Below are 24,069 nucleotides of genomic sequence, written 5' to 3'. Positions count from 1 at the left end.
GCTATGACATACCTTCATATGCCATACCTTCATATGCTCTGTCTTTCCATGCCCGGTGGCTGCCTTTCGCCTGCGGCGCGAAACGCGCCCGCCAGCGCCTGCCCGATCGCGGCCCGTGCCTGCAGGGCATCGGCCACGACATTTCCCATGCGCAGGAACTCGTGGATCATGCCCGGATAGATCTGCAGGTCGATAGGAACGCCGGCGGCGCGGAGCCTTGCTGCGTATTCGCGCCCCTCGTCCACCAGGGGATCATATTCGGCAAGCACGATGAGCGCCGGGGGCAGCCCTGAGAGATCTTCCGCGGCCAGCGGCGCAAACCGCCAATCCTCGCGGTCCGAATCGTCGCGGAGATACTGCCGGAAGAACCAGTCGACGGTGCCGCGTTCCAGGAGATAACCGGATCCGTATCGTTCGTAGGAATTGGACGTTTGCCGGGAGCTCAGGCCGGGATAGGCGAGTACCTGGAGGACAGGCTGCGGCAGGTTTCGGTTCGCCTTTGCTTCAATGGCGAGCGCCGCGGCGAGCGTGCCGCCGGCGCTGTCGCCGCCGACGACGACGCGGCCGGCATCTAGTCCCGCAGCAGGCCCCTCACGGCCGATCCAGGTCAGCGCATCGACCGCATCCTCGAACGCGGTCGGAAACTTGTGCTCCGGAGCAAGCCGATAGCCGACCGACAGCACAGCCGCGCCGCTGTCTTCGGCGAGCCCGCGGCACAATGGCTGATGCGAATCCAGGCTTCCGACGACAAAGCCGCCGCCGTGCATATAGAGCAGGACCGGTGCTGGATTGCTACGGCTCGGCTCCTGCTTCGCGTAGAGCCGCGCATCGATCGTAGCTCCATCGCGCGTCGGCAGCGCGAGATGGCGCTCATACGCGAGCGCCGGCGGATCGACATCGAGCAACGGCGAGGATGCATCGAAATCGGCGCGTGCCTGTACGGCCGTCAATTGCGGAAACGGAATGCGTGATCCGCGTTCCGTGCCATCCTGCACCATCTCGAGCAGTGCGGCGATATCGGGATCAAGGCTCATGTGAATTTCACTCCGCCGGTTCCGGCACCGTGTCCTGCGAAGCCGCCGATGCCGTCTCCGGCACGAGCAGCCTGCAGATCTCATCGAGCAAGCTGGCATCCCTCAGGATCGTGAAATGGTTGTCTCCGATGACGCCGCGATCAATGGCATCAGGCAGTTGCGTCTCCAGCCGATCGCGCTGCGTCAGGCGGCCCGACGTCCACCAGCACAATGGCTTGGTCGCAAGACGCCGCGGCGGCGCGGCATTCTGCGTCAGGGTCTTGAGGTGCCGGCCGACCGCGAAGGCTGCTGACAGATCGTCGACGCCAAGCAGTGTGTCGTCCGCCGAAGTTCCCTCCCCTAATATCTGCGCAACCAGACGCCGGACGCTCTCGGATGTCTCCGGCATGCCTGTGACCTTCGCCTCCTCCACATGCGAACTGATACGAACGGCTGCGGCGTGCGGCAGAACGGCCGACAGCAACCCTGCGAGATCATCGGCCCAGTGGGATGCCGCTGCCTGCCGATCCGATCCGCCGTGCTCACGCAGCACAAAGCTGTCGACCATCAGGAGACAATCGACGCGTTCACCGCACCGTTCGAGCTCGGCTGCAACAAGCGTGACGAGAAGGCCTCCGAGCGACCAGCCCACCAAGCTATAGGGACCTTGCGGCTGAACCTGCCTGATCTCGTTCGCATAGTCGGACGCCATCGCTTCGAGCGACCGGTCGCTCCATGAACTATCGACCAGCATCCTGGACTGCAGCCCAATGACTTGGCGGCGTCCTTCCAGGCGACGCGCCAGCGGCCCATAATCGAAGACGGTGCCGAAGCCGCCATGCACAGAGAATACCGGATGCGCGCCACGAACCGCGGCATTCAGCGGCAGCAGCGCTGTCGGCGGCGGCGCAGCGGCGGGCGCCGGAGAAACGTTATCCGCGAGCAGCGCGCGGATCGTGGGCTTCTGCAGGAGATCACGAAGCTTGATCTCGATGCCAAATGTCTTGTCCTGCCGCAGCCGGGCCACGACCTTCAGGCTGAGAATCGAATTGCCGCCGAGCTCGAAGAAATTATCGGTGACGCCGACCTGCGGCAGCTTGAGAATGTCGGCCCACAGCCGCGCCATCGCGGTTTCGGCCGACCCTTGCGGAGCCACGAAGCTTCGCCCGGCCGAGTCGGGGGCCGGCAGCGCACGCCGGTCAACCTTGCCGCTCGACAACACCGGCAGTCGCTCAAGCACCATGATCCGCGCCGGCACCATGTAAACAGGCAAGGTCTGCTTCAGGAAGGAGGTCAATCTGTCGACCAGAGCCTCGGCAGCGCCTCCCGTTGCGTTCTTTGCCGCCTTCGGCGCTACATAGGCAATGAGTTGGTTTCCGGCCGCGCCCGCTAGCGCCACTACGGCGGCCTGTTCGATCTCCTCGTGGCGAAGCAGGGAAGTCTGGATCTCTCCGAGCTCGATCCGGAAGCCGTTGACCTTGACCTGGTCGTCGCTACGGCCGAGGTATTCGACGGTACCGTCTTCGCGCCAGCGCGCGAGGTCACCGGTCCGGTAGAGGCGACTCCCCGGCACCGCAGAGAATGGATCGGGCACGAAACGCTCGGCGGTCATGCCCGCTTTGCCGTGATAACCGCGCGCCAGTCCGAAGCCGCCAAGATAGAGCTCGCCGGCGACACCGGCGGGAATGATGTTGAGCGAACTATCGAGGATGTAGGCGCGGCGGTCGCCGACCGGCAGACCAATCGGCGCATAAGGTGTCTCGCATTCGGAAACGCCATCGACCTTCCAGACCAGCGGCGTAACAACGGTTTCGGTCGGACCGTAGCCGTTGATCAATATCCGCGGTTTCAGAACGCGCCTGACCTTGTCGAAGCCCGCTTTCGGCATCGCCTCGCCGCCGAACGAGTAGAGCTTGACCGGCGGCGGATTGCCCGCCTGCTCGACCGCCTCCGCAACCTGCTGCAGATAGGCCGGCGGCAACCCGATATGGCTGACACCATGCGCGTGCAGATTCTCGACCGTCTGCTCCGGCGTCCACAATTCGGCATCCCGCATCAAGAGACGCGCGCCATGCGACAACACCGTCAGCCAGCGTTCATGGGCGCCATCGAAGGCGAGCGACAGGAAGTGCAGCTCGCACGAGCTCTCGTCGATCTCGTAAAGCCGGCCCGTGACGTGACAGTGCATCGCGAGCGGCCCATGGGCGACGGCGACGCCCTTTGGCTTTCCCGTCGAACCGGACGTGTAGATCAGATAAGCGAGATTCTCGGGGTGCAGCTCCGGTTGCGGCGCATGCTCCGGCCCGGCATCGAAATCGAATGTCGTAAGGCAGATTCTTTCGACACCATCAATGCCTTCCCGGACATCGAGCTGTCCTGCCAGCAAGAACGAGATCCCGGCATCGCGCATGACAAAGGCGCGCCGCTCGGCCGGGATCTCCGGATCGAGCGGAACGTAGGCCCCGCCCGCCTTCAGGACGGCAAGCAGCGCGACCATCGTGGCTTCCGTTCGCTCGACCACGACGCCAACACGCTGTTCAGGCTTCAGCCCTTGGCCGATCAGGTGATGGGCAAGACGATTGGCCCTGGCCTCGAGCGCACCGAACGAGAGCGCTTTGCCGCCGATGGTAAGCGCCGTCCGTTCCGGGTGACGCCGCGCGTGGATGCTGATCGTCTCGTGAACCAGCGGCAATGGGACCGCCGACGTCGCGTGCCGATTGCAGTTTTCGGCGAGCGCGGCGTCGACCGCCGTGACCGGATCGATATTGCCAAGCAACGCCGACGCGTCGCGCGTCAGCACTTCAAGCAAACGCTCGAACTGCGTCTTGATCTGCGTCGCCTGTGCCGCCGTAAAATGGCTCGGCATATAGGTGTACTCGACCTGAAGCGTGTCCTCGACGAGCACCGACAGGTCCATCGGATAATTCGTCACGTCGACATTCCTGAGGCCGCCGAACTGCAGCGAGCCGTCACCCCGGTGCATGCTGCGCTCGATCGGATAGTTCTCGAACACGATGATGCTGTCGAACATGGCCTGACCGGCACGGCCAGCCCAGCTCTGGATATCGTAAAGCGGCGTATGCTCGTAATCCCGGATCGCCGAATTCCGATCCTGAAGCGCCCGCAACCATTCTCCGACAGTTACCGTGGATGCCGGCGTTTCGATCACGGGCAAGGTGTTAATAAAGAGCCCGAGCATCTGCTGCGATCCGTCGAGCTTCGCCGGGCGGCCGGCGACGGTTACCCCGAACGTTACCGTCTGCTGGCCGGTATAGCGCTGCAGCAGCAACGCCCATACGCCTTGAACGACGGTATTGAGCGTGATCCGCTCACGGCGCGCGAATGCTTTCAGCTCCGCGGTCGCCGTCTCTCCAAGCCGCGTGTAACAGCGCTCGTGGCCGGATGCATCATGGCGGCGCGAGCCGAAGGCATCGGCCAGTTGCGTCGGCTCGTCGAAGGATTTGAGCTGCTCACGCCAGAAAGCCTCGGCAGCCTTGGCGTCCTGCGCCAGCAGCCAGGCGATGTAGTCGCGGTAACGCGTCGGGTTCGCCGCGAGCGTGCCGCCATAATAGCATTCCAGGACTTCCCCGACGAACCTTGCCGAACTCCATCCGTCCATCAGGATATGATGGTAGGTCCAGATCAGGCGATAGAGATCGTCCTCGAGGCGCAGCAGCCGCACGCGCTGCAGCGGCGGCATCGACAAATCGAACTCGGCGGCGCGTTCGTCGGCAAGCGCCGCCGCAATCCGGTCCTCATTGATGGTTTGCCCGCGCCAGTCCTCCTGTTCGAACGGCGCGACGGCGTCGCGATAGACGGCTTGCAGCGGAGACCCGGCAAGCTCGCGCCACAGGAAGCCGGTCCGAAGCATCTGATGGCGAGCGGTCACCTCGCGCCATGATTTCCCGAGACGCTCCGCATCAAGTCCGCGGATTTCAACGCTGACCTGGTTGACGTAGACGCCGCTGCCGGCATCGCGCAGGCTGTGGAACAGCATGCCCTGCTGCATCGGCGACAGCGGGTAGATGTCCTCGATGCGGCTCCAGTCCAGTTCAAGCCGATCGAGCTGTTCGCTGGTCAAACCCGACAGTGAGCCACGCGCAGGTCCAAAAGTGTCCTTGTTCGGGCCAACGTCGCAGGACAACGCAGCCAGCGCTTCGATCGTCTGGTGCCGGAACACATCGCGCGGCTCGATCGACACACCTTCACGGCGCGCGCGGCTCACCATCTGCAGCGAGATGATCGAGTCGCCGCCGAGCTCGAAGAAATTGTCGGTGACGCCAATGTCGGGCTGGCGCAGCAGATCGGCCCAGATCGCGGCGAGCGCCGCTTCCACCGGCGTGCGCGGTGCCACATGTTCGGTTGAGGCGGCGAGCTGGTCCGGGGCGGGCAGCGCCTTGCGGTCGATCTTGCCGTTCGGCGTCAGCGGCAGCCGGTCCAGCACCACGATCCGTGGCGGGACCATGTAGTCCGGCAGCAGCGACGACAGCGCGGTCTTCAGAGCTGTCCCGTCCAGCGACGCTTCGCCGCTGACATAGCCGACGAGTTGGCGCGCCGCGCCAATCTCGCGCGCCACCACGACTGCCGAGCGCACACCAGCCTGCTCGAGCAGCCGCGCCTCGATCTCGCCGAGCTCGATCCGAAAGCCGCGGATCTTCACCTGGTGATCGGCGCGGCCGATATATTCGATCACGCCGTCAGCGCGCCACCGCGCTACGTCGCCGGTGCGGTACAGCCGCGCACCTGGCGGGCCGAACGGATCGGGGATGAAGCGTTCGGCCGTCAGCGCGCCGCGTCGCCAGTAGCCGCGCGCCAGTCCTGCACCGCCGATATAGAGCTCGCCCGCCACGCCAACCGGCGCGAGATTGAGATCGTTGTCGAGAATATGCAGCGTGGTGTTGCCGATCGGGCCGCCCAAAACTGGACGGTCGTCCTGCGCATCGAGGCGGTGGCGGGCCGACCACACCGTGGTCTCGGTCGGGCCGTACAAATTCCAGACCTCACCCGCTTGCGCCACCAGCCGCCGCGCCAGATCTGGCGCCAGTGCCTCGCCGCCGCACAGCACGCGGCAGCTTGCCGGCAACGACGGGCCCTCATGATCGAGCAGCATCCGCCAGGTCGAGGGCGTCGCCTGGATCATGGTGACGCCCTGCGCGGCTACTATCGCCTTGAGCCGGGCCGGATCATGCGCCGCCGCGCGATCCGCCAGCACCACGCATGCCCCGAGCGTGAGCGGTAGCCACAGTTCCAGCACCGCAATGTCGAACGACAGCGAGGTCAAGCCGAGTACGCGGTCCTCGTGCGTAAGACCCGGCCAATCCGCCATCGTCGCCAGAAAGTTTGTCACCGCATCATGGCGGACCATCACGCCCTTGGGCAGGCCGGTCGAGCCGGAGGTGTAGATCACATAAGCCAGGCTTTCGGGGTGGACAGCGACATCAAGATTGCCGACATCACCGCCCTCGCCGTCTTCGTGCTGCTGCTCGTCAAGCAGCCAAGCCTCGGCGCTGGTCTCCTCCAGCACCGGAGAGAACTGCTCCAGCAGCGTCCGTTGCGTCAGCACCAGCGCAGCGCCGCTGTCGCGCAGCATGTGCGCCAGCCGCTCCGCCGGGTAGTCCGGATCGAGCGGCAGATAGGCCCCGCCCGCCTTCAAGACCGCCAGCAGCGCGACCATCATCTCGACGCCGCGCTCCAGCGCCAGCCCCACCACCGCGTCGGTTCCGACGCCGCGATCGCGCAGCCGCCGCGCTAGCCGATTGGCGCGCGCGTTCAGCGCGGCGTAACTTAATGCCTCATCGCCAAACACCAGCGCGATCGTGTCAGGCGATTGATCGACCTGCGCCTCGAGCTGCTCGACAATTCCCCGGCGCAGCTCATCGCGGCGCGTGTCGTTCGCTCGGGAGAGCAGCGCATCATCGGCCGGATCGCTGGCTGCGATCATGCCGACAGGCCGATCGGCATCGATACTCAACGCCTCCATCAGCCGCACAAAGGCGCGCTGCAGCCGCGCGATCTGCGCCTCATCAAAGTGCCTGCGCTGATAGTTGAACACCAACCGCAGCCGCTCATCGAGGCCGATGCTGGCGAACAGCGGATAGTTGCTGGTCTCGACGATCCTGGTCTCGCCGACACGGATCTGTCCATCTTTCCCCATCAGCGCGTGGTCGACCGGATAATTCTCAAACACCAGGATGCTGTCGAACAGCGGCCGCCCGGGACGTCCCGCCAGGCGCTGGATCTCGTAGAGCGGCGTCCAGCCGTATTCGCGCAAGGTCAGATTGCGATCCTGCAGGTCGCGCAGCCATGCGCCGACTTTCTGCTGCGGACCGACATCGTCGATAACAGGCAAGGTGTTGATGAACAGGCCCACCATGTCCTCGGCGCCGGCCAGTTCCGGCGGCCTGCCTGATACGGTGACACCGAAGCAAACCGTTCCCTGCCCGGTATATTGCCGTAGCAGTTGCGCCCAAGCCGCTTGCACCAGCGTGTTCAGCGTCACACGCTCACGCGCAGCAAATTGCTGCAGGCGTTCAGTCGCGGCAACATCCAGCTCCAGCGCGAGCATGCCGTGACCGGGCGACTCCGCGTCGGCATATTCGGTCGAACCGCCTGACAGGAAGCTCGGTTCTTCCAGCTTCGCCATGGCATTGCGCCAGAACGCCGCCGATGCATCGCTGTCCCGGCTCTGCAGCCAACCGATGTAGTCGCGATAGCGGCGTTGCAACGCAGGTAACCGGCCGTCGCCATTGTGCTGCATCACCTCGGCGATCAACCGCGCCGAGCTCCATCCGTCGAGAAGGATGTGATGGTGGGTCCAGATCAGCCAATGACGATCTTCTCCGAGCCGGATCAGCCGCACCCGCTGCAGGGGCGGCTTCGACAGGTCAAACCCTTCGACCCGCTCGCGCAGCGAGACTTCGCCCAGCGCAGCCTCCAACTGCGACGGCTCGGACGCCGCAGGCCGCGCGCGCCAGTCCTCCTCGACGAACGGCACCTCAGCACGACGATAGACAATCTGTTGCGGCGAGCCGGAAAGATCGCGCCAGACGAAGCCGGTTCTCAGCACCGCATGGCGATCGCTGACCGCCTGCCAGGCGCGATGGAGCTTTCCGGCATCGAGACCGCGCACTTCCGCGGCAACCTGATTGACGTAAAGCCCACTCTCGCCGTCGTGCATCGCATGGAACAGCATGCCCTCCTGCATCGGCGACAACGGATAGATGTCCTCGATCTCTCGCCAATCCAACTCCAGCCTGTCGAGATCGGCCTGGCCAAGGCCCGACAATGCTACATCCGACGGCGTCACGCCGCAGGCGCCGCTGGTGCAGTGATCGACCAGTTCGCGCAACGCCACGTCGTACAGCCCGGCCAATCGTTCGACCGTTTCCCGCCGGTAGCGCTTTCGACCGAAGCCGAACGAGAGCCGCAACTGGCCTTCGCGCACGGTGCCATTCACGCTGAGCCAGCGCCGCAACGGGCTCGATGCGTCACGCGAGGGACCCGCGCTTTCCGATGCCATGGCGAACAATGCCGCGTCGTCGACACCGCCGTCGATCTGGCCGAGATAGTTGAAGACAAGCTTCGGCTCGGCAATGTCAGCCAGCGCCGCGCGCTGCTCTTCGGAGCCGAGATAGCGCAATACGCCATAACCGAGCCCGCGGCCGGGAATGCCACGAAGTTCCTCCTTCACAGTCTTGATGAGTGACGAAGGGTTTTGCGATCCACCAGCCAGCCGCACGGGAAAGGCGGTGGTGAACCAGCCGACGGTGCGCGAGATGTCGAGATCGCCGAACAGGTCCTCGCGGCCGTGGCCTTCCAGCTCGACCAGCACATCGTCCTGTCCGCTCCATTGCCAGACGGCGCGTACAAGGCCGGCGAGAAGAAGATCGTTGATCTGCGTACGATAGGCGGACGGCGCATCCGTCAGCAGGCGCTGCGTCAATTCCCGTTCGAACGTAAGCAAGACTTCATCGGCATCGGCGACATAGTCGCCGCCGCCATGGTCGTTGTCGCAGGGAATATCCGCGTTCGCACGGCGATCGATCCAATAGGACAATTCAGTCGCCAGTTCGGGCGATGCTGCATGATCTTTCAGCCGCTTGCCCCACACGGCGTAGGCATGGCTCTTCGCCGGAAGCGCAACCGCCGCGCCGCCGTTCACTAGCTGAGCATATGCGGCGGCGACGTCTTCCAGCAGAATCCGCCACGACACGCCGTCGACCACCAGATGATGGATCACGATGAGGAGACGCTGAGTGCCATCGGCAACGTCGATCCCGACCGCCCGCAGCAGCGGCCCCCTCGATATCGAAAGACTTGCCTGCACTGATGCTGCCAACGCCGTCACGGCTTCGCCGTCGGGCGCGCTTCGTATCCAAAGCAGATCCGCGGCGGCGGGTGCAGGGCCGTGCTCTGCACGCCACGTTCCTTCGGCTTCCTCGAAGCGAAGCCGTAGCGCGTCGTGATGATCGACCACGGCCGCCATCGCGCGCCGCATCATCTCCCAATCGAGATGATCTCTCGGCCGCAGCAGCACCGCCTGGTTCCAGTGATCGCGCTTTCCCAGGTCCTCTGCAAAGAACCGCGCCTGGATCGGCAGCAATGAGTGCGGGCCGGTGACCTGCCCCTGATCGGCGAGCGTTTCGCTGCGCTGCTCGGCACGCGCGGCCAGCGCCAACGCTTCGAGCGTCTGATGCTGAAACACGTCGCGCGGTTCGATCAGGTAACCGGCGCGACGGGCCCGGCTCACCATCTGCAGCGAGATGATCGAATCGCCGCCGAGCTCGAAGAAATTATCGGCAAGGCCGACAGCAGGCCGGCCAAGCAGTTCGGCCCAGATCGCCGCGAGTGCCAATTCGGCCGGCGTGCGCGGAGCCTCGTGCTGCGCACCCGTGGACGCGGCGTCGGGCGCCGGGAGCGCCTGGCGGTCGATCTTGCCGTTCGGCGCCAGCGGCAGCCGCTCCAGCACTGCGATCCGCGACGGCACCATGTAATCAGGCAGAACGGCCGACAGCGCCGTCCGCAGGACCTGTTCCTTCAGTTCACTCGCGCCACTGACGTATCCGATGAGCTGGCGGCCCAGTCCGACTTCGCGCGCCACCACCACCGCAGCGCGGACACCGGGTTGATCGAGCAGCCGCGCCTCGATCTCTCCGAGCTCGATACGAAAGCCGCGGATCTTGATCTGATGATCGGACCGCCCGACATATTCGATCGCGCCGTCGGCGCGCCAACGCGCCAGATCGCCCGTTCGATATAGCCGCCCGCCAGGGCCACCGAAGGGATCGGGAAGGAAGCGTTCCGCCGTCAGCGCCTGACGTCGCCAGTAGCCCCGCGCCAGTCCTGCCCCGCCAATGAACAATTCACCGGTCACGCCGGCCGGGACCATGTTCAGGTCGATATCGAGGATCCGAATGACCGTGCCCGGAATCGGCCGTCCGATCGGCACCCGCCCCGCGCCATCGTCGCGACAATTCCAGAACGTGGCATTGATCAAGGCTTCCGTCGGCCCGTAGCGATTGTCGAAACGCACGTTGGGGAAGGCTGCGAGCGCACGCGCCTTCAGTTCCGCCGACAAGGCTTCGCCGCCGGCAAACAGGCGCTTGAGGCTGACGCAGCGTTTCGCCTCAGACTCGGCAACAAAATGTTCGAGCATCTGGGGCACGAAATGCAGTGTCGTCACGTCGTGGGCGATGATGGCATCGACCAGAAGCCGCGGTTCGCGATGCGCGCCCGGCGCCGCAATCGCAAGCCGTGCGCCGGTCGCGAGCGGCCAGAGGATCTCCCAGACCGAGACGTCGAAACTGAATGGCGTTTTCTGCAGCAAGGTCTCGCCGGCACCGAGGCGATACTCCGCCTGCATCCAGCCAAGCCGCGCGGCCAGCGCACCGTGCGTGCACGCGACGCCCTTAGGGACGCCCGTCGATCCCGACGTATAGATCACATAGGCCAAGCTATCCGGGTGCAGCGCCATCTCGAGATTGCGGACCGGCTCACCGGTCGGTGCCCTCGTCGCTTCATCGATCGGCCAGGCCTCGACGGCAGCGTCCGCGATCACCGGCGCAAGGCGCTCTACTAACCGGCTTTGTGTCAGCACCAGCGCAGCTCCGCTATCGCGCAGCATATGCAGAAGGCGGTCTGGCGGATAATCGGGATCGAGCGGCAGATAGGCTCCGCCGGCTTTCATCACCGCCAGAACCCCGACGATCAACTCGACACTGCGCTCCAGTGCGAGCCCGACCAACCGGTCGCGGCCGATTCCGTGGGCTTGCAGCCGCCGCGCCAGACGATTGGCGCGAGCGTTCAGATCCCCATAGCTGACCTCCTGGTCGCCAAATACCAACGCAATAGCGGATGGCGAAGCAGCCGCACGAGCCTCGATCTGAGCGACGATACTGTTGCCAACGTTCGGAGCCTTGGCAAAGCCACCGCTCCAGCCGAGCACCTTCCGCGTCTCATCGGCATCGAGCCCGCTGAGCTCACCCAGCGGTCGGGAGGCGTCGGCTACGATCTCGGCAAGGAGCCGCGACAGCGTGAGCTGCAGATATCTGATCTGATCTTCATCGAACCGGGCTCGGTCGTAGCGGAAACCGAGATTGATGCCGTCGGTCTTGGCGAATACCGCCACCGTCAGCGCATAGTTGGTGATTGAAACCTGCTCGACCCGCCCGAACCGGCGACCGCTTTCGTTCTCTCCGCGCAGCGCCTGATCGATCGGATAGTTCTCGAACACCAGGATATTGTCGAACAACGGCCGGCCCGATCGTCCGGCGAGGCGCTGGATCTCGTAGAGCGGCATCCAGCCGTGATCGCGCAGATCGATGTTACGTTCCTGCAGGTCCCGAAGCCACGTACCCAAATCAGTTTGCGGGTTTGCCCGATCCACGACCGGCAGGGTGTTGATGAACAGACCCACCATTTCCTCGGACCCGCCGATCTCTGCCGGCCTGCCCGACACCGTCGCGCCGAAGCAGACAACGCGCCGGCCGGTGTGACGGCGCAACAATTGCGCCCACGCGCCCTGCAACAGGGTGTTCAGCGTGACGCGCTCGCGCTTTGTAAAAGCGTGCAATTTTGCAGTCAGATCGGCAGTGAGAAGCAGATCGAGCGAACCATGGCCGGATGCACCAGCGGCTGCAGGTCCTCCCAGCGTATCCGCCAGGAAACCCGGCTCATCCAGTTCCGCCAATGCCGTGCGCCAGAACGTCCCGGACGCGTCGCGGTCCTGCCGTTGCAGCCAGGCGATGTAGTCGCGGTAGCGGCCCTGCACGGCAGGCAAACGATGGCCGCGCTCATGTTGCAGTATCTCGGCAACCAGACGCGCCGAACTCCAGCCGTCCAGCAGGATATGGTGATGCGTCCAGATCAGCCAGTGGCGGTTTTCGTCAAGCCGGATCAGCCGCACGCGCTGCAACGGCGCTTGCGACAGGTCGAATCCCCTAGCGCGCTCGGCCTGCGACGCCTTCGCCAGCGCCGCATCGAGTTCGCCGCGGTCCATGGCTGCAGCCTGCTCGCGCCAGTCTTCTTCCACGAATGGCAGCGTCACATGGCGATAGACCACTTGCTGGGCCGCGCCTGACAACTCGCGCCAGGCAAAGCCGGTCCGCAGCACCGCGTGGCGCACGCTCACCTCGTGCCAGGCTGCGCGCAACCTGCCGGCATCGAGGCCTCGCACTTCGAGACCGACCTGGTTGACGTAGTTGCCGCTTTCTCCGTCGCGCAGCGCATGGAAAAGCATGCCCTGCTGCATCGGCGACAGCGGATAGATGTCTTCGATATCGCGGCAATCGATCGTCGCTCCCAGGAGATCGAGATCGGCCTGGCTCAAATTCGACAACGCGAAGTCCGATGGCGTGATGCCGCGGGCGCCACTTGTGCAATGCTCGACGAGTTCTCTCAGCGCCGCGGCATAATGCTCTGCGAGGCGTTCGATCGTAGCTCGCCGGTAACGCCTGCGGCCGTAGCTGAAGGACAACCGTAGCTGACCTTCCCGCACCTGGCCGTTGATGCTCAGCCAGCGGCCAAGCGGCGCGCTGTCGCTGCGCGACGGCCCGGCGCTCTCAGGCGCAAGCCGGAACGGCGTGCCCTCACCCACGCTGGAATCGAACTGGCCGAGATAGTTGAAAACGATGCGCGGCTCGGGCAGCGCGGCCAGCGCATGGCGCTGCGTCTCGGCGCCGAGATAGCGCAATACGCCGAAGCCCAAGCCGCGGGCGGGAATCGCCCGAAGCTCCTCTTTAACGGATTTGATCAGCAAAGCGTCGTCGCCGGATCCGCCCGCCAAGCGCACCGGGAAAGCGGTGGTGAACCAGCCAACCGTGCGGGAAATGTCTGCCCCGGAAAAGATGTCCTCGCGGCCGTGCCCTTCGAGCTCGACGACAACGTCCTCAATTCCGATCCAGCGCGATACCGCCCGCGCCAATGCGGCCAGCAGCAGATCGTTGACCTGGGTCCGGTAGGCGGACGGCGCTTCCTTGAGCAGCCGCGTCGTCAGCCCGGCATCGAATGCCAGCGAAATTTCCTCGCCCTCGGCAACCCGGTCGACGCCACCATGATCGTCGTCGCAGGGTAGATCGGCGCGCGAACGTCGTTCGAGCCAATAGGGCAACTCGGCAGACAGCTCTTCGGTGCGGCTATATGCCTGCAACCGCGCGCCCCAGGACGCACAGGATTGGCTCCTCGCCAGCGCGATCGACGCTGCGCCTTGCTGAAACTGCCCGTACGTCGCCGCAAAGTCTTCGAGCAGCACGCGCCATGACACGCCGTCGATGACGAGATGGTGCACCACGATGAGAAGCCGCTGGCTACCGTCAACGAGATCCATGCCGACCACGCGCAGCAATGGTCCTGCCAGCGACAGGCTCGCCTGGACGGCGGAAGCGACGGCCGTCACCTCGGCTGCATCGCGGATGCCGCTCCGAATCCACAAAAACTCCGAAGCTGCCGGCGCAGCGCCATAGGTTGCACGCCAAGCGCCATCGACTTCCTTGAAGCCAAGACGCAAGGCATCGTGATGCGCGATAACGGCGGCGACCGCGCGTTCCACGGTCGCCCAATCCAGCCGCGACTTCGGCATCAAGAGGACGGCCTGGTTCCAGTGATGACGTTCGCCGGCGTCTTCGCTGAAGAACCGCGCCTGGATCGGCAACAGCGGATGCTCGCTGCTCTCGAGGTCCTTCTCGGGAGTCGCGTCTTCCACCGGTCGTTCGATGCGCGCGGCCCGCGCCAGCTCCTGCAAGGTCTGGTGCCGGAAAACGTCACGCGGTTCGATCACGAGGCCCGCCTGCCGGGCGCGGCCAACCAGTTGCAGCGAGATGATCGAATCGCCGCCGAGCTCGAAGAAATTGTCGTCAACGCCAATGAGCGGCCGGCCAAGCAACTCGGCCCAGATCGCGGCAAGCGTCGCCTCGGTCGCGGTGCGCGGCGCGACGTGTCCGGCCGCAGCAGTGGGCATCTCGGGCGCCGGCAGCGCTTCGCGGTCCACCTTGCCGTGCGCCGTGAGCGGCAGCCGCTCAAGCTTCACGATACGGGCCGGCACCATGTAATCGGGCAGTTCGTCCGAAAGTGCCGCGCGCATGGCCGCTTCATCGAACGCGCCCTCGCCGGCGACATAGCCTACCAGTTGGCTGGTTACGCCGGCTTCACGGGCAACGACCACGGCCGATCGCACGGCCGGCTGGCGCATCAGCCACGCCTCGATCTCGCCGAGCTCGATCCGGAAGCCGCGAATTTTCACCTGGTGATCGGAGCGCCCGACGTACTCGATCACGCCATCGGCGCGCCATCTCGCCAGGTCGCCGGTGCGATAGAGCCGCGCGCCGGGTGCACCGAAGGGATCGGGAATGAATCTCTCGGCCGTCAGGCCGGCGCGCTGCCAATAACCTCGCGCCAGTCCCTCGCCGCCGATGAACAATTCGCCGGTTACGCCAACCGGCACGATGTTCAGATCACCATCCAGAATATAGGCCGCGCGGCGTCCCACGGGGCGGCCGATGGGCGCATAGTTGCCCTCGATCTCCTCGCTGGCATCGACCTTCCAGACCAGCGGCGTCACGACCGTTTCGGTCGGGCCGTAGCCGTTGATCAATGTCCGCGGCTTGAGCGCGCGCTTGACCTTGTCGAACCCGGCCTTCGGCATGGCCTCGCCGCCGAACGAGTAGAGCCCGACCGGCGGCGGATCGCCGCGCCACGCCGCAAAGTCGGCGAGCTGCTGCAAATAGGCCGGCGGAAAGCCTGCGTTGGTGACGCGCTGCTTGCGCAGAACCTCGAGCGTCTGCTCGGCAGACCAAAGATTCTCGTCGCGCATCACGAGCGCGGCGCCGCAGGTCAGCGCCGTCCAGAGCCGTTCATGGGCGCCGTCGAACGTAAAGGACAGGAAGTGCAGTTCGCGCGAGTACCGGTCCATGTCGTAGAGCCCGGCGGTGACCTCGCAATGCATCGCAAAGGGCCCATGCTCGACGGCTACTCCCTTCGGGACGCCAGTGGAGCCCGAGGTGTAGATCACATAGGCAAGGCTTGTTGCTTCGACGGCAACGCCGGGATCGTTCTCCGCCTCCCGGCCGAGATCACTTGCGTCGAGCGGGATAGCCGCGATTCCTGACGGAAGCGCAGTGAGTGCCGAGCCTTCCAAATCAACCAGCACGAAGCGCACGCCGGCGTCGTGCATGGTTCCGACCTGTCGTTTTGCCGGATGCTCGGGATCGAGCGGCAGATAGGCCGCGCCGGTCTTCAGTATAGCCAATAGCGCTACTACGAGCGATGGCGAGCGCCGTGCCGAGATGCCGACCAGATCGGAAGGACTGACACCTGAGCGGATCAGGCGATGTGCGAGCCGATTGGCGCGACGGTCAAGCTCGGCATAAGAGATCACGTTGTCGCCAAAGATGAGCGCCGGCGCGTCAGGCGTTTCCGCGGCCAGCCGCGCGACCGTTTGGTGCACCGGTGTAAACGGCGCGGCCATCCCGGCACCCGCGCCGTTCCACTCCTGCAGCGTGGCAAGTTCCTGCGCGGAGAGCAGTGCCACGCCGGCGACCGACTGCGCGCCGTCCTGAACCATCGTGTTCAGGATCGTGATCCAATGCGACGCAAGGCGCTCGACCGTCGCCGGCTCGAACAGCGCGGTCGCATAGGTAAAGATCGCGCGGATCTCCCCTGCCGGTCCCTCTTCGCTGTCGAGCGCCAGGTCGAACTTGACCGTGTCGACTTCGGCGTCGAGCTTCTCGATCTGCAGGCCGGTCCGGTCGGGCGGGTTGCCCGACACGCGCCGGCGCTGATGATTGTAGAGCACCTGAAAGAGCGGGTTCTGGCTCAGGCTGCGCTTGGGCTGCAGTATCTCTAGCAAGCGCTCGAACGGAAGGTCCTGGTTCTCCTGCGCTTCGATCGTGGCCGAATGAACGGATGCGATGAAGTCAGCGATCGCCGCGCGACCGTCGAGCTGCGTGCGAAGCACCTGGGTGTTGACGAACAGCCCGATCACCCCGTGCGTCTCGTCGCGGTGGCGATTGGCGACCGGCACGCCGACGCTGATGTCGGACTGGCCGGTGTAGCGATAAAGCAGCAGTTTGAAGCTTGCCAGCAGGACGACGAACAGCGTGGTCTGATGCCGGCGCGCCAGCGCGCGCAAGCCTTCGGCGAGCGCCGGATCGAGCGCCATGCGGAGCGCGGCGCCGGCGAGATCGGGAACCGCCGGCCGCGCCCGATCGATTGGAAGCTGCAGCACCGCCGGATCCTTTAAGCGCGCCGTCCGGTAATTGACCTGGCGCTCGCCATCGACAGCGCTCATCCAGAGTCGTTGCCAACAGGCATAATCGGCATACTCAATATCAGGCTCCGGCAAAGCCGGCGCCTCGCCGCCTGCGAATGCCGCGTACAAGCGCCAGAACTCGTCGACCAGCACGCCCATCGACCAGCCGTCGGCCACGATGTGATGCAGGCTGACGACAAGGAAATGGTCGTCTTCCTCCAGCCTCAGCAGCGCGGCGCGCATGAGCGGGCCGGCTTCGAGATCGAACGGCCGTGATGCTTCCTGCCGCGCCAACAGATATGCCTGCTGTTCACGGTCATCGCCATCGAGCGACACATGCCGCAACGCGAACGGTTGCGGGTCGAGCACGACCTGCTCGGCTTCCTTGCCCTCCTGCCGAAACACCGTGCGAAGCGCGCTGTGACGGGCGACCAGCGCATCGAAGGCCTGCTGCAGGGCGTGCCGTTGAAGCTGCCCTCGCACCCGCACCGTCGCCGATATGTTGTAGGCCGCGCTGTCCGGATCCATCCGCCACAAGAACCAGAGGCGCGATTGCGCAAAGGAAAGCGGTGCCCGTGTTTTCTCCTGGCGCGCAATCGGCAGCATGGCGAGATTGACGCCCTTCGCCGCGAGCTGCGTCAGGAATGCTTGTTGCTTGCTGGCATCAAGGCGCATCAATCGCCCTGAGATGTCACGAAGCTGCTGCTTCTGCGTGGCGGCGATATCATTCATCGGAAAGTTCGACTTCCTTCAACATGTCGAACATCGCGGCGATGTCGTCGCTGCGCTTGTCGACCTGAATCTCCGGGACAAGCGCAGCGGCCATCGTCTCGATGGTCGTCATTTCAAACAGGCGGTTCAGCGGCAGGTCGTGGCCGAGATCGCGCTTGATGCGGCTGACGAGCTGGACGGCGGTGAGAGAGTCGCCGCCGAGCTCGAAGAAGTTGTCGGTGACGCCAATGTTGGACTGGCGCAGCAGGTCCGCCCAGATCGCGGCAAGCGCCGCTTCAACCGGCGTGCGCGGTGCCACATGCTCGGCCAGACCGGCGAGCTGGTCCGGGGCGGGCAGCGCCTTGCGGTCGATCTTGCCGTTCGGCGTCAGCGGCAGCCGGTCCAGCACCACGATCCGTGGCGGCACCATGTAGTCCGGCAGCAGCGACGACAGCGCGGTCTTCAGAGCTGTCTGGTCCAGCGACGCACCGCCACTGACATAGCCGACGAGCTGGCGGGCAGCGCCAACCTCGCGCGCCACCACCACCGCCGAGCGCACGCCGGCCTGTTCGAGCAGCCGCGCCTCGATCTCGCCGAGCTCGATCCGAAAGCCGCGGATCTTCACCTGGTGATCGGCGCGGCCGATATATTCGATCACGCCGTCAGCGCGCCACCGCGCTACGTCGCCGGTGCGGTAGAGCCGCGCGCCTGATGTGCCGAACGGATCGGGGATGAAGCGCTCCGCGGTCAGCGCGCCGCGTCGCCAGTAGCCGCGCGCAAGTCCCGCGCCGCCGATATAGAGCTCGCCCGCGACACCAACCGGCGCGAGGTTGAGGTCGTTGTCGAGAATGTGCAGCTTGGTGTTGCCGATCGGGCCGCCCAAAACCGGACGGTCGTCCTGCGCATCGAGGCGGTGGCGGGCCGACCACACCGTGGTCTCGGTCGGGCCGTACAAATTCCAGACCTCATCCGCTTGCGCCACCAGCCGCCGCGCCAGATCTGGCGCCAGTGCCTCGCCGCCGCACAGCACGCGGCAGCTTGCCGGCAACGACGGGCCCTCATGATCGAGCAGCATCCGCCAGGTCGACGGCGTCGCCTGGATCAGGGTCACGCCCTGCTTGGCGACGATAGCCTTGAGCCGAGCCGGATCATGCGCGGCCGCACGATCTGCCAGCACCACGCATGCCCCGAGCGTGAGCGGTAGCCACAGTTCCAGCACCGCAATGTCGAACGATAGCGAGGTCAAGCCGAGCACGCGGTCCTTGGCCGTCATGCCCGGCTGCTCCGCCATCGTCGCCAGAAAGTTCGTCACGGCGTCATGGCGGACCATCACGCCCTTGGGCAGGCCGGTCGAGCCGGAAGTGTAGATCACATAAGCGAGGCTCTCGGGATGGACGGTGACGTCGAGATTCGCCGCATCACCACCCTCGCCGTCTTCGTGTTGCTGCTCGTCGATCAGCCAGGCCTCGGCACTGGTCTCCTCCAGCACGGGCGCAAACTGATCCAGCAGCATCCGTTGCGTCAGCACCAGCGCAGCGCCGCTGTCGCGCAGCATGTGTGCCAGCCGCTCCGCCGGATAGTCCGGATCGAGCGGCAGATAGGCGCCGCCCGCCTTCAATACCGCGAGCAGCGCGACCATCATCTCGACGCCGCGGTCGAGCGCCAGCCCCACCACCATGTCGGTTCCAACGCCGCGATCGCGCAATCGCCGCGCCAGCCGATTGGCGCGCGCGTTCAACGCGACGTAACTTAATGCCTCATCGCCAAACACCAGCGCGATCGTGTCAGGAGATTGACCGACCTGCGCCTCGAACTGTTCGATAAACGAGCGGTCTCGTGGATATCGAGCCTGCGTCCGATTCCACGTCTCCAGCAAAAGCTGACGCTCTTCGTAAGGCAGAACATCCAGTTGCCGCACCGGAGAGCGAGGTGCGCGCTCCAGCACCTCCGCCAATTGATCGAGCGCCTGCTGCATCAAGGCGCAGATACGATCGGCCGAGAGCGGATGGACAACCTGAGCGGTCAAGCCGAGCGCCTGGCCATAATCCTCGACCGCCATCATCAAGGGATAGTTCGTACGCTCTTCGCCGCCGAGCCACTCGACGCCCTGCAGACCTGCGCCGTCCTGATCTGGAGACGAAGCCACCGGCATCGCGTTGTGTCGGTAATTCAGGATCGAGCTGAACAGGGGCGCGGGCGCTGCGACACCGCTGCATCGTTGTGCGAGCGCCAGCGAGGCATGTTCATGCGCCATCAGCTCAGTCAGCCGGGCGTGCGCATGGCGAACGCTGTCTTCAACCGAGGCGCCATCAAGATCGATCCGCAGCGGCAATGTGTTGATGAACAACCCCATGGTGCGATCGCCGCCGGCTCCCGCATGCATGCGGCCGAACAGAACCGTGCCGAACACGACGCGCTCGCGTCCGCTGCTTCGCGCCACCACCTGGCCCCAAGGCAAGATGGCAGAGGCTGGCAAGGCTCACGCCCAGCCGCCGTGCCAGAACGCGGAGCCGTGCATTGAGCTGTTCCGGAAGCATTCGCCGCGCTTCCGCCACGCCACCACCGTCGCCATGCACGCGATCCAGCCCAAACGGCGTGGTCGGCTCATCGATGTCGGACAGCATGCTTCGGAAGAAGCGCTCGTCCTCCGTGGTAGCTGCCGATCCACGCGACTGCGCAACCAGATTTCGGAACGGATACGAAGTCGAAAGCTCATGAGCACGTCCCAACAATATCTTCTGAACTTCGTCGTGCATCACCTCCAGGGTGGAGTGATCGCCGATCAAATGATGCAGCAATACCAAGAGCAGCCAGCGCTCCTTGCCGGGATCGCGGGCGATCGCAAATCGCAGCAGCGGCGCCTGGCCGAGATCGATCCGGTTGCGGCGCGGGTCGAAACGCCGCGCAAGCTGTTCGTGCGCGGGACTGTCGCGATCCAACACGACTTCGGTAACAGCCAGCGAAGCCCGCCGCCAAACCACTTGCGCCGGAGCGGACAGCCCATCCCATGCAATGGACGTGCGGAGAATGTCGTGACGATCGATCACCTGTTGAACGGCAGCGAGATAGCGATCGAGCAGGTCACGGCTTGCAAACGCCATCTGGCCGACCAGCAGATATGGATCACCCTGCTTCGACAGCAGATGATGAAACAGGATGCCATCCTGAAGCGGCGATAGCCCGTAGATGTCCTGGATGTTGGCAACGCCCCCGGGCACCTTGGCCACGATGCTGTCGATGTCGAATTGCGTCAACGCTATCAGCGGCAACAGCTCGGGTGTAATTGCCGTCGTCTGCGGCGTGATCAGATTGGCCGGAACAGCCGCGGCGATGCCGCCATGAAGGCTGGCGGCGAAATCGGCGAGCACCGGATTGGCGAACAGCGTGCGCACGTCAGCGCGGAGCGAATGCCGCTGCAAGCGTTCCAGCATGCGGACCGCGAGCAGCGAGTGGCCTCCCAGTTCAAAGAAGTGATCGTTGCGTCCAATTCGATCGACGCCGAGCAGCTCGGTCCAGATCTTTGCAACTACCTCCTCGATCTCGCCCTGCGGCGCCTCGAAACTGCGCCTTGCAAAGGCATCGTCCTCCGGCGCGGGCAGCGCCTTGCGATCGACCTTGCCGTTCGGCGTGAGCGGCAGTGCATTCAGGCGCACGAACGCCGACGGCACCATGTAGTCCGGCAAACGCTCACGGAGATGATTGCGCATCGCAGCCGCAAATTCACCGGCATCAAGCTTCACGCCGTCGTCCTTCGCGGTCACATACGCGACCAGCCGCGGGTCACCGCTGTGATCCTGACGCACCAGCACCACCGCATCGGCCACTCCGGCGTACTCATTGAGACGAACTTCGATCTCGCCCAATTCAATGCGGAAGCCGCGGATTTTTACCTGATGATCGTTGCGGCCGAGGAACGCGACGTTGCCATCCGGCAGGTAGCGTCCGAGATCGCCGCTGCGGTACATCCGCGCGTTAGCGTCGCCACTAAAGGGGTCGCGCACGAAGCGCTCCGCCGTCAGATCGGGTCGGTTCAGATAGCCGCGGGCTACTCCTGCCCCGCCGATGTAGATTTCGCCGGTCGCACCTAACGGAACGGGCGCGCCGAAGCCATCAAGCAGATAGATCCGTGTATTGGGAAGCGGGCGACCGATTGGGACGACGTCATCATTAAAGCCCGCCGGCCGCAGCCAACTGGTAGCGCAGACCGTCGTTTCCGTCGGCCCGTAGCCGTTAAAAACTGCAACGCCAGGCGGCAGACCCTTGATCAATTCCGCCTTGGGCAATTCTCCGGCGAGGACGAGCACCCGCAGCGACGCCAACCTGTCGAGATCATCCCGGCCCTGCAGCATCGCCGGCGGCAAGGTCGCGTGCGTAATGGCGTTGTCCGAGAGAAAATCGAGCAGTTCCGACGTATTGCGGTGCTGTTGCGGGCCGACGAGAAACAGTTCGGCCCCCGAGCACAGGGCCATGACAATTTCCCAGGTGCTGGCGTCGAAGCTGAACGAGGCAAACTGCACGATGCGGCTGCGTTGGGAAACGTCGAACAGCGCTCGCTGTGCCAGCGCCAGATTTACCAGGCCGCGATGTTCGACCATCACTCCCTTCGGCCGGCCGGTAGAGCCGGACGTGTAAATGATGTAGGCGAGATGCCGTGATGTAAGTCCCGTGACAAGGTCGCCTGGATCTGATGCCGCCAAATTGGCGACGGCCGACGCGCTCGCCTCCAGATCGACAATCTTGCAGACCGCTTTCGCGAAGATTGCACGTCCGGCATCGTCAACGATCAACAATCCCGGGCTTGCATCCTCGACGATCTGGCGCAACCGCTCAGCCGGATAGGCCGGATCCAGCGGCAGGTAAACGCCCCCCGCCTTCAGCACGGCCAGCAGGCTGACGACCATGGCGATGCCGCGCTCCAGGCAGATCGCGACCGGTCGATCCGGGCCCACACCCAAAGCGATCAAATGCCGTGCGAGCTGATTGGCCTTCGCATCAAGTTCGCCATAGCTCAGGCGAACGTCGTCGTGAACCAGCGCCGTGGCTTCGGGCGCGGTTCGGACTTGCTCTGCGAACAGTTCGTGGATGCAGCGCTCCGATGGGAACGGCGCAGCCGTTTCGTTCCATGTGTCGAGAACGAGCTTGCGCTCCTCCGCGCCGAGAATATCGATCCGGTCGATAATTTGGTCCGCGTCGGCAACCATGGCCCGCAGCAAGACCAGCAGATAGTCCCGGTGCCGCCTGATCGTCGCTTCGTCGAACAGGGCCGTTGCATAGTTCAAGGCGCCGACGATGCGGCCGCCCGCCTCGCCCAGATTGAGCTCGAGATCGAACTTGACCTGCTGCAGCGGGATATCGGCTATCGCGGCCCGGAGGCCGGGCAATTCAAGGACCGCCGCTTCGTTGTTCTGCCAGGCAAACACGACCTGAAAGACCGGCGTATGCTCCAGCCGCCGCGGCGGCTGAATGATCTCGACGAGTTGCTCGAACGGCAGATCCTGATGATCCTGAGCTTCAAGCGCCGCAGCGCGCACGCGGTTGAGCAGCTCCGCCACATCAGGCTCTCCCGATAAATCGACGCGGAGCGCCAGCATGTTGACGAAGAAGCCGACCAGGCCCTCGATTTCGCGCCTGTTGCGGTTTGCCGTCGGCGTGCCGATCACAAGATCGGTCTGCCCGGAAAGTTTTGACAACACCGCCGCCCAGGCCGCCAGCACCGTCATGAATGCCGTCGCGCGGTGCGACTGGCTGAACAGCCTGATACGATGCGCAAGCCCGGCGTCGATCTCGATCGGCAATGACGCACCGGCGAGCGACCTGACCGACGGGCGCGGCCGGGCTGTCGGCAGTTCGAGCACCGCCGGCGCGCCCGCGAGCGCCTGCCGCCAGTAATCGACTTGCCGCTGCAACCGCTCGCCGGCCAGCCACTGCCGTTGCCAGGCTGCATAGTCCGGATACTGAATTGTCAGCGGCGGCAACGGATCGTTTTGGCCTGCTGTGAAGGCTCGGTAAAGCGCGCCAAGCTCGCGCACGAGCACGCCCATCGACCAGCCGTCGGATATGATGTGGTGCTGGGTGAGCAGGAACAGATACTTCTGCTCCGCCGTCCGTATCAGGCGTCCGCGGATCAACGGGCCGACGGCGAGATCGAACGGCGTATCGGCCTCCTCGCGACACAAGCGCGCGAGTTCCTGTTCGGCATCCAGTCGTTGCCGCAAGTCATGTTCGAGCACCGGCAGGTGCTCATCGGCCGGCAGCAATTCAACGCAGGGTTTTCCTTCGACCACGTGGAAGACACTGCGCAGCGATTCGTGACGCGCAAACAACTGATCAAGGCTGCGACGCCATGCAGCGACGTCGAGATCACCCGCGAGGTTCAAAGCGCCGCGAATGTGATAGTTGGCGTTGACGCCGTCGAGCTGCGCCAGCAACCAAAGCCGCTGCTGGGCAAAGGACAATTCCAGCGGCCCGCCGCGCGGCACCGCCGGAATCGAGGAGATTCCAATCTTGCTGGCATTTCGGCTGCGGTCTCTCGCCAGCGACAGGAGTTTCTTCACCTGTGCGGAATCCAGATCACGCAAACCGGGCTTTGATGGTTCAGCCATG

The 24,069-nt window shown here is 64.7% G+C and carries 2 protein-coding genes and 1 pseudogene; all 3 read right to left on the bottom strand.

Going from position 1 to position 24,069, the window contains the following annotated elements; translation table 11 throughout:
- Nucleotides 1-29 precede the first annotated feature (29 nt).
- The 3 genes and pseudogenes from V1292_RS15900 to V1292_RS15885 all read right to left on the bottom strand — a co-directional run bounded on the left by V1292_RS15900 (nucleotide 30) and on the right by V1292_RS15885 (nucleotide 24,068).
- Nucleotides 30-1,034: an alpha/beta hydrolase gene (locus V1292_RS15900; RefSeq protein WP_334373670.1), complete on the bottom strand. Its 1,005-nt coding sequence runs from the start codon at nucleotides 1,032-1,034 to the stop codon at nucleotides 30-32.
- Nucleotides 1,035-1,041: 7 nt separating this feature from the next.
- Entirely contained in the window at nucleotides 1,042-17,487 is a 16,446-nt protein-coding gene (locus V1292_RS15895; RefSeq protein WP_334373669.1) for a non-ribosomal peptide synthase/polyketide synthase, read from the bottom strand.
- Nucleotides 17,480-24,068 (bottom strand): annotated as a pseudogene (locus V1292_RS15885) (amino acid adenylation domain-containing protein). Before V1292_RS15885 ends, V1292_RS15895 begins: the two are co-directional and overlap by 8 nt.
- Between the last annotated feature and the right edge of the window lies 1 nt (nucleotide 24,069).

Origin of the sequence: Bradyrhizobium sp. AZCC 1719, assembly GCF_036924525.1 — a bacterium.
In the GTDB taxonomy this organism is placed as follows: Bacteria; Pseudomonadota; Alphaproteobacteria; order Rhizobiales; family Xanthobacteraceae; genus Bradyrhizobium.
The sequence above is the reverse complement of the archived record's forward strand: the minus strand, read 5'-3'. Positions and strand labels throughout refer to the sequence as shown.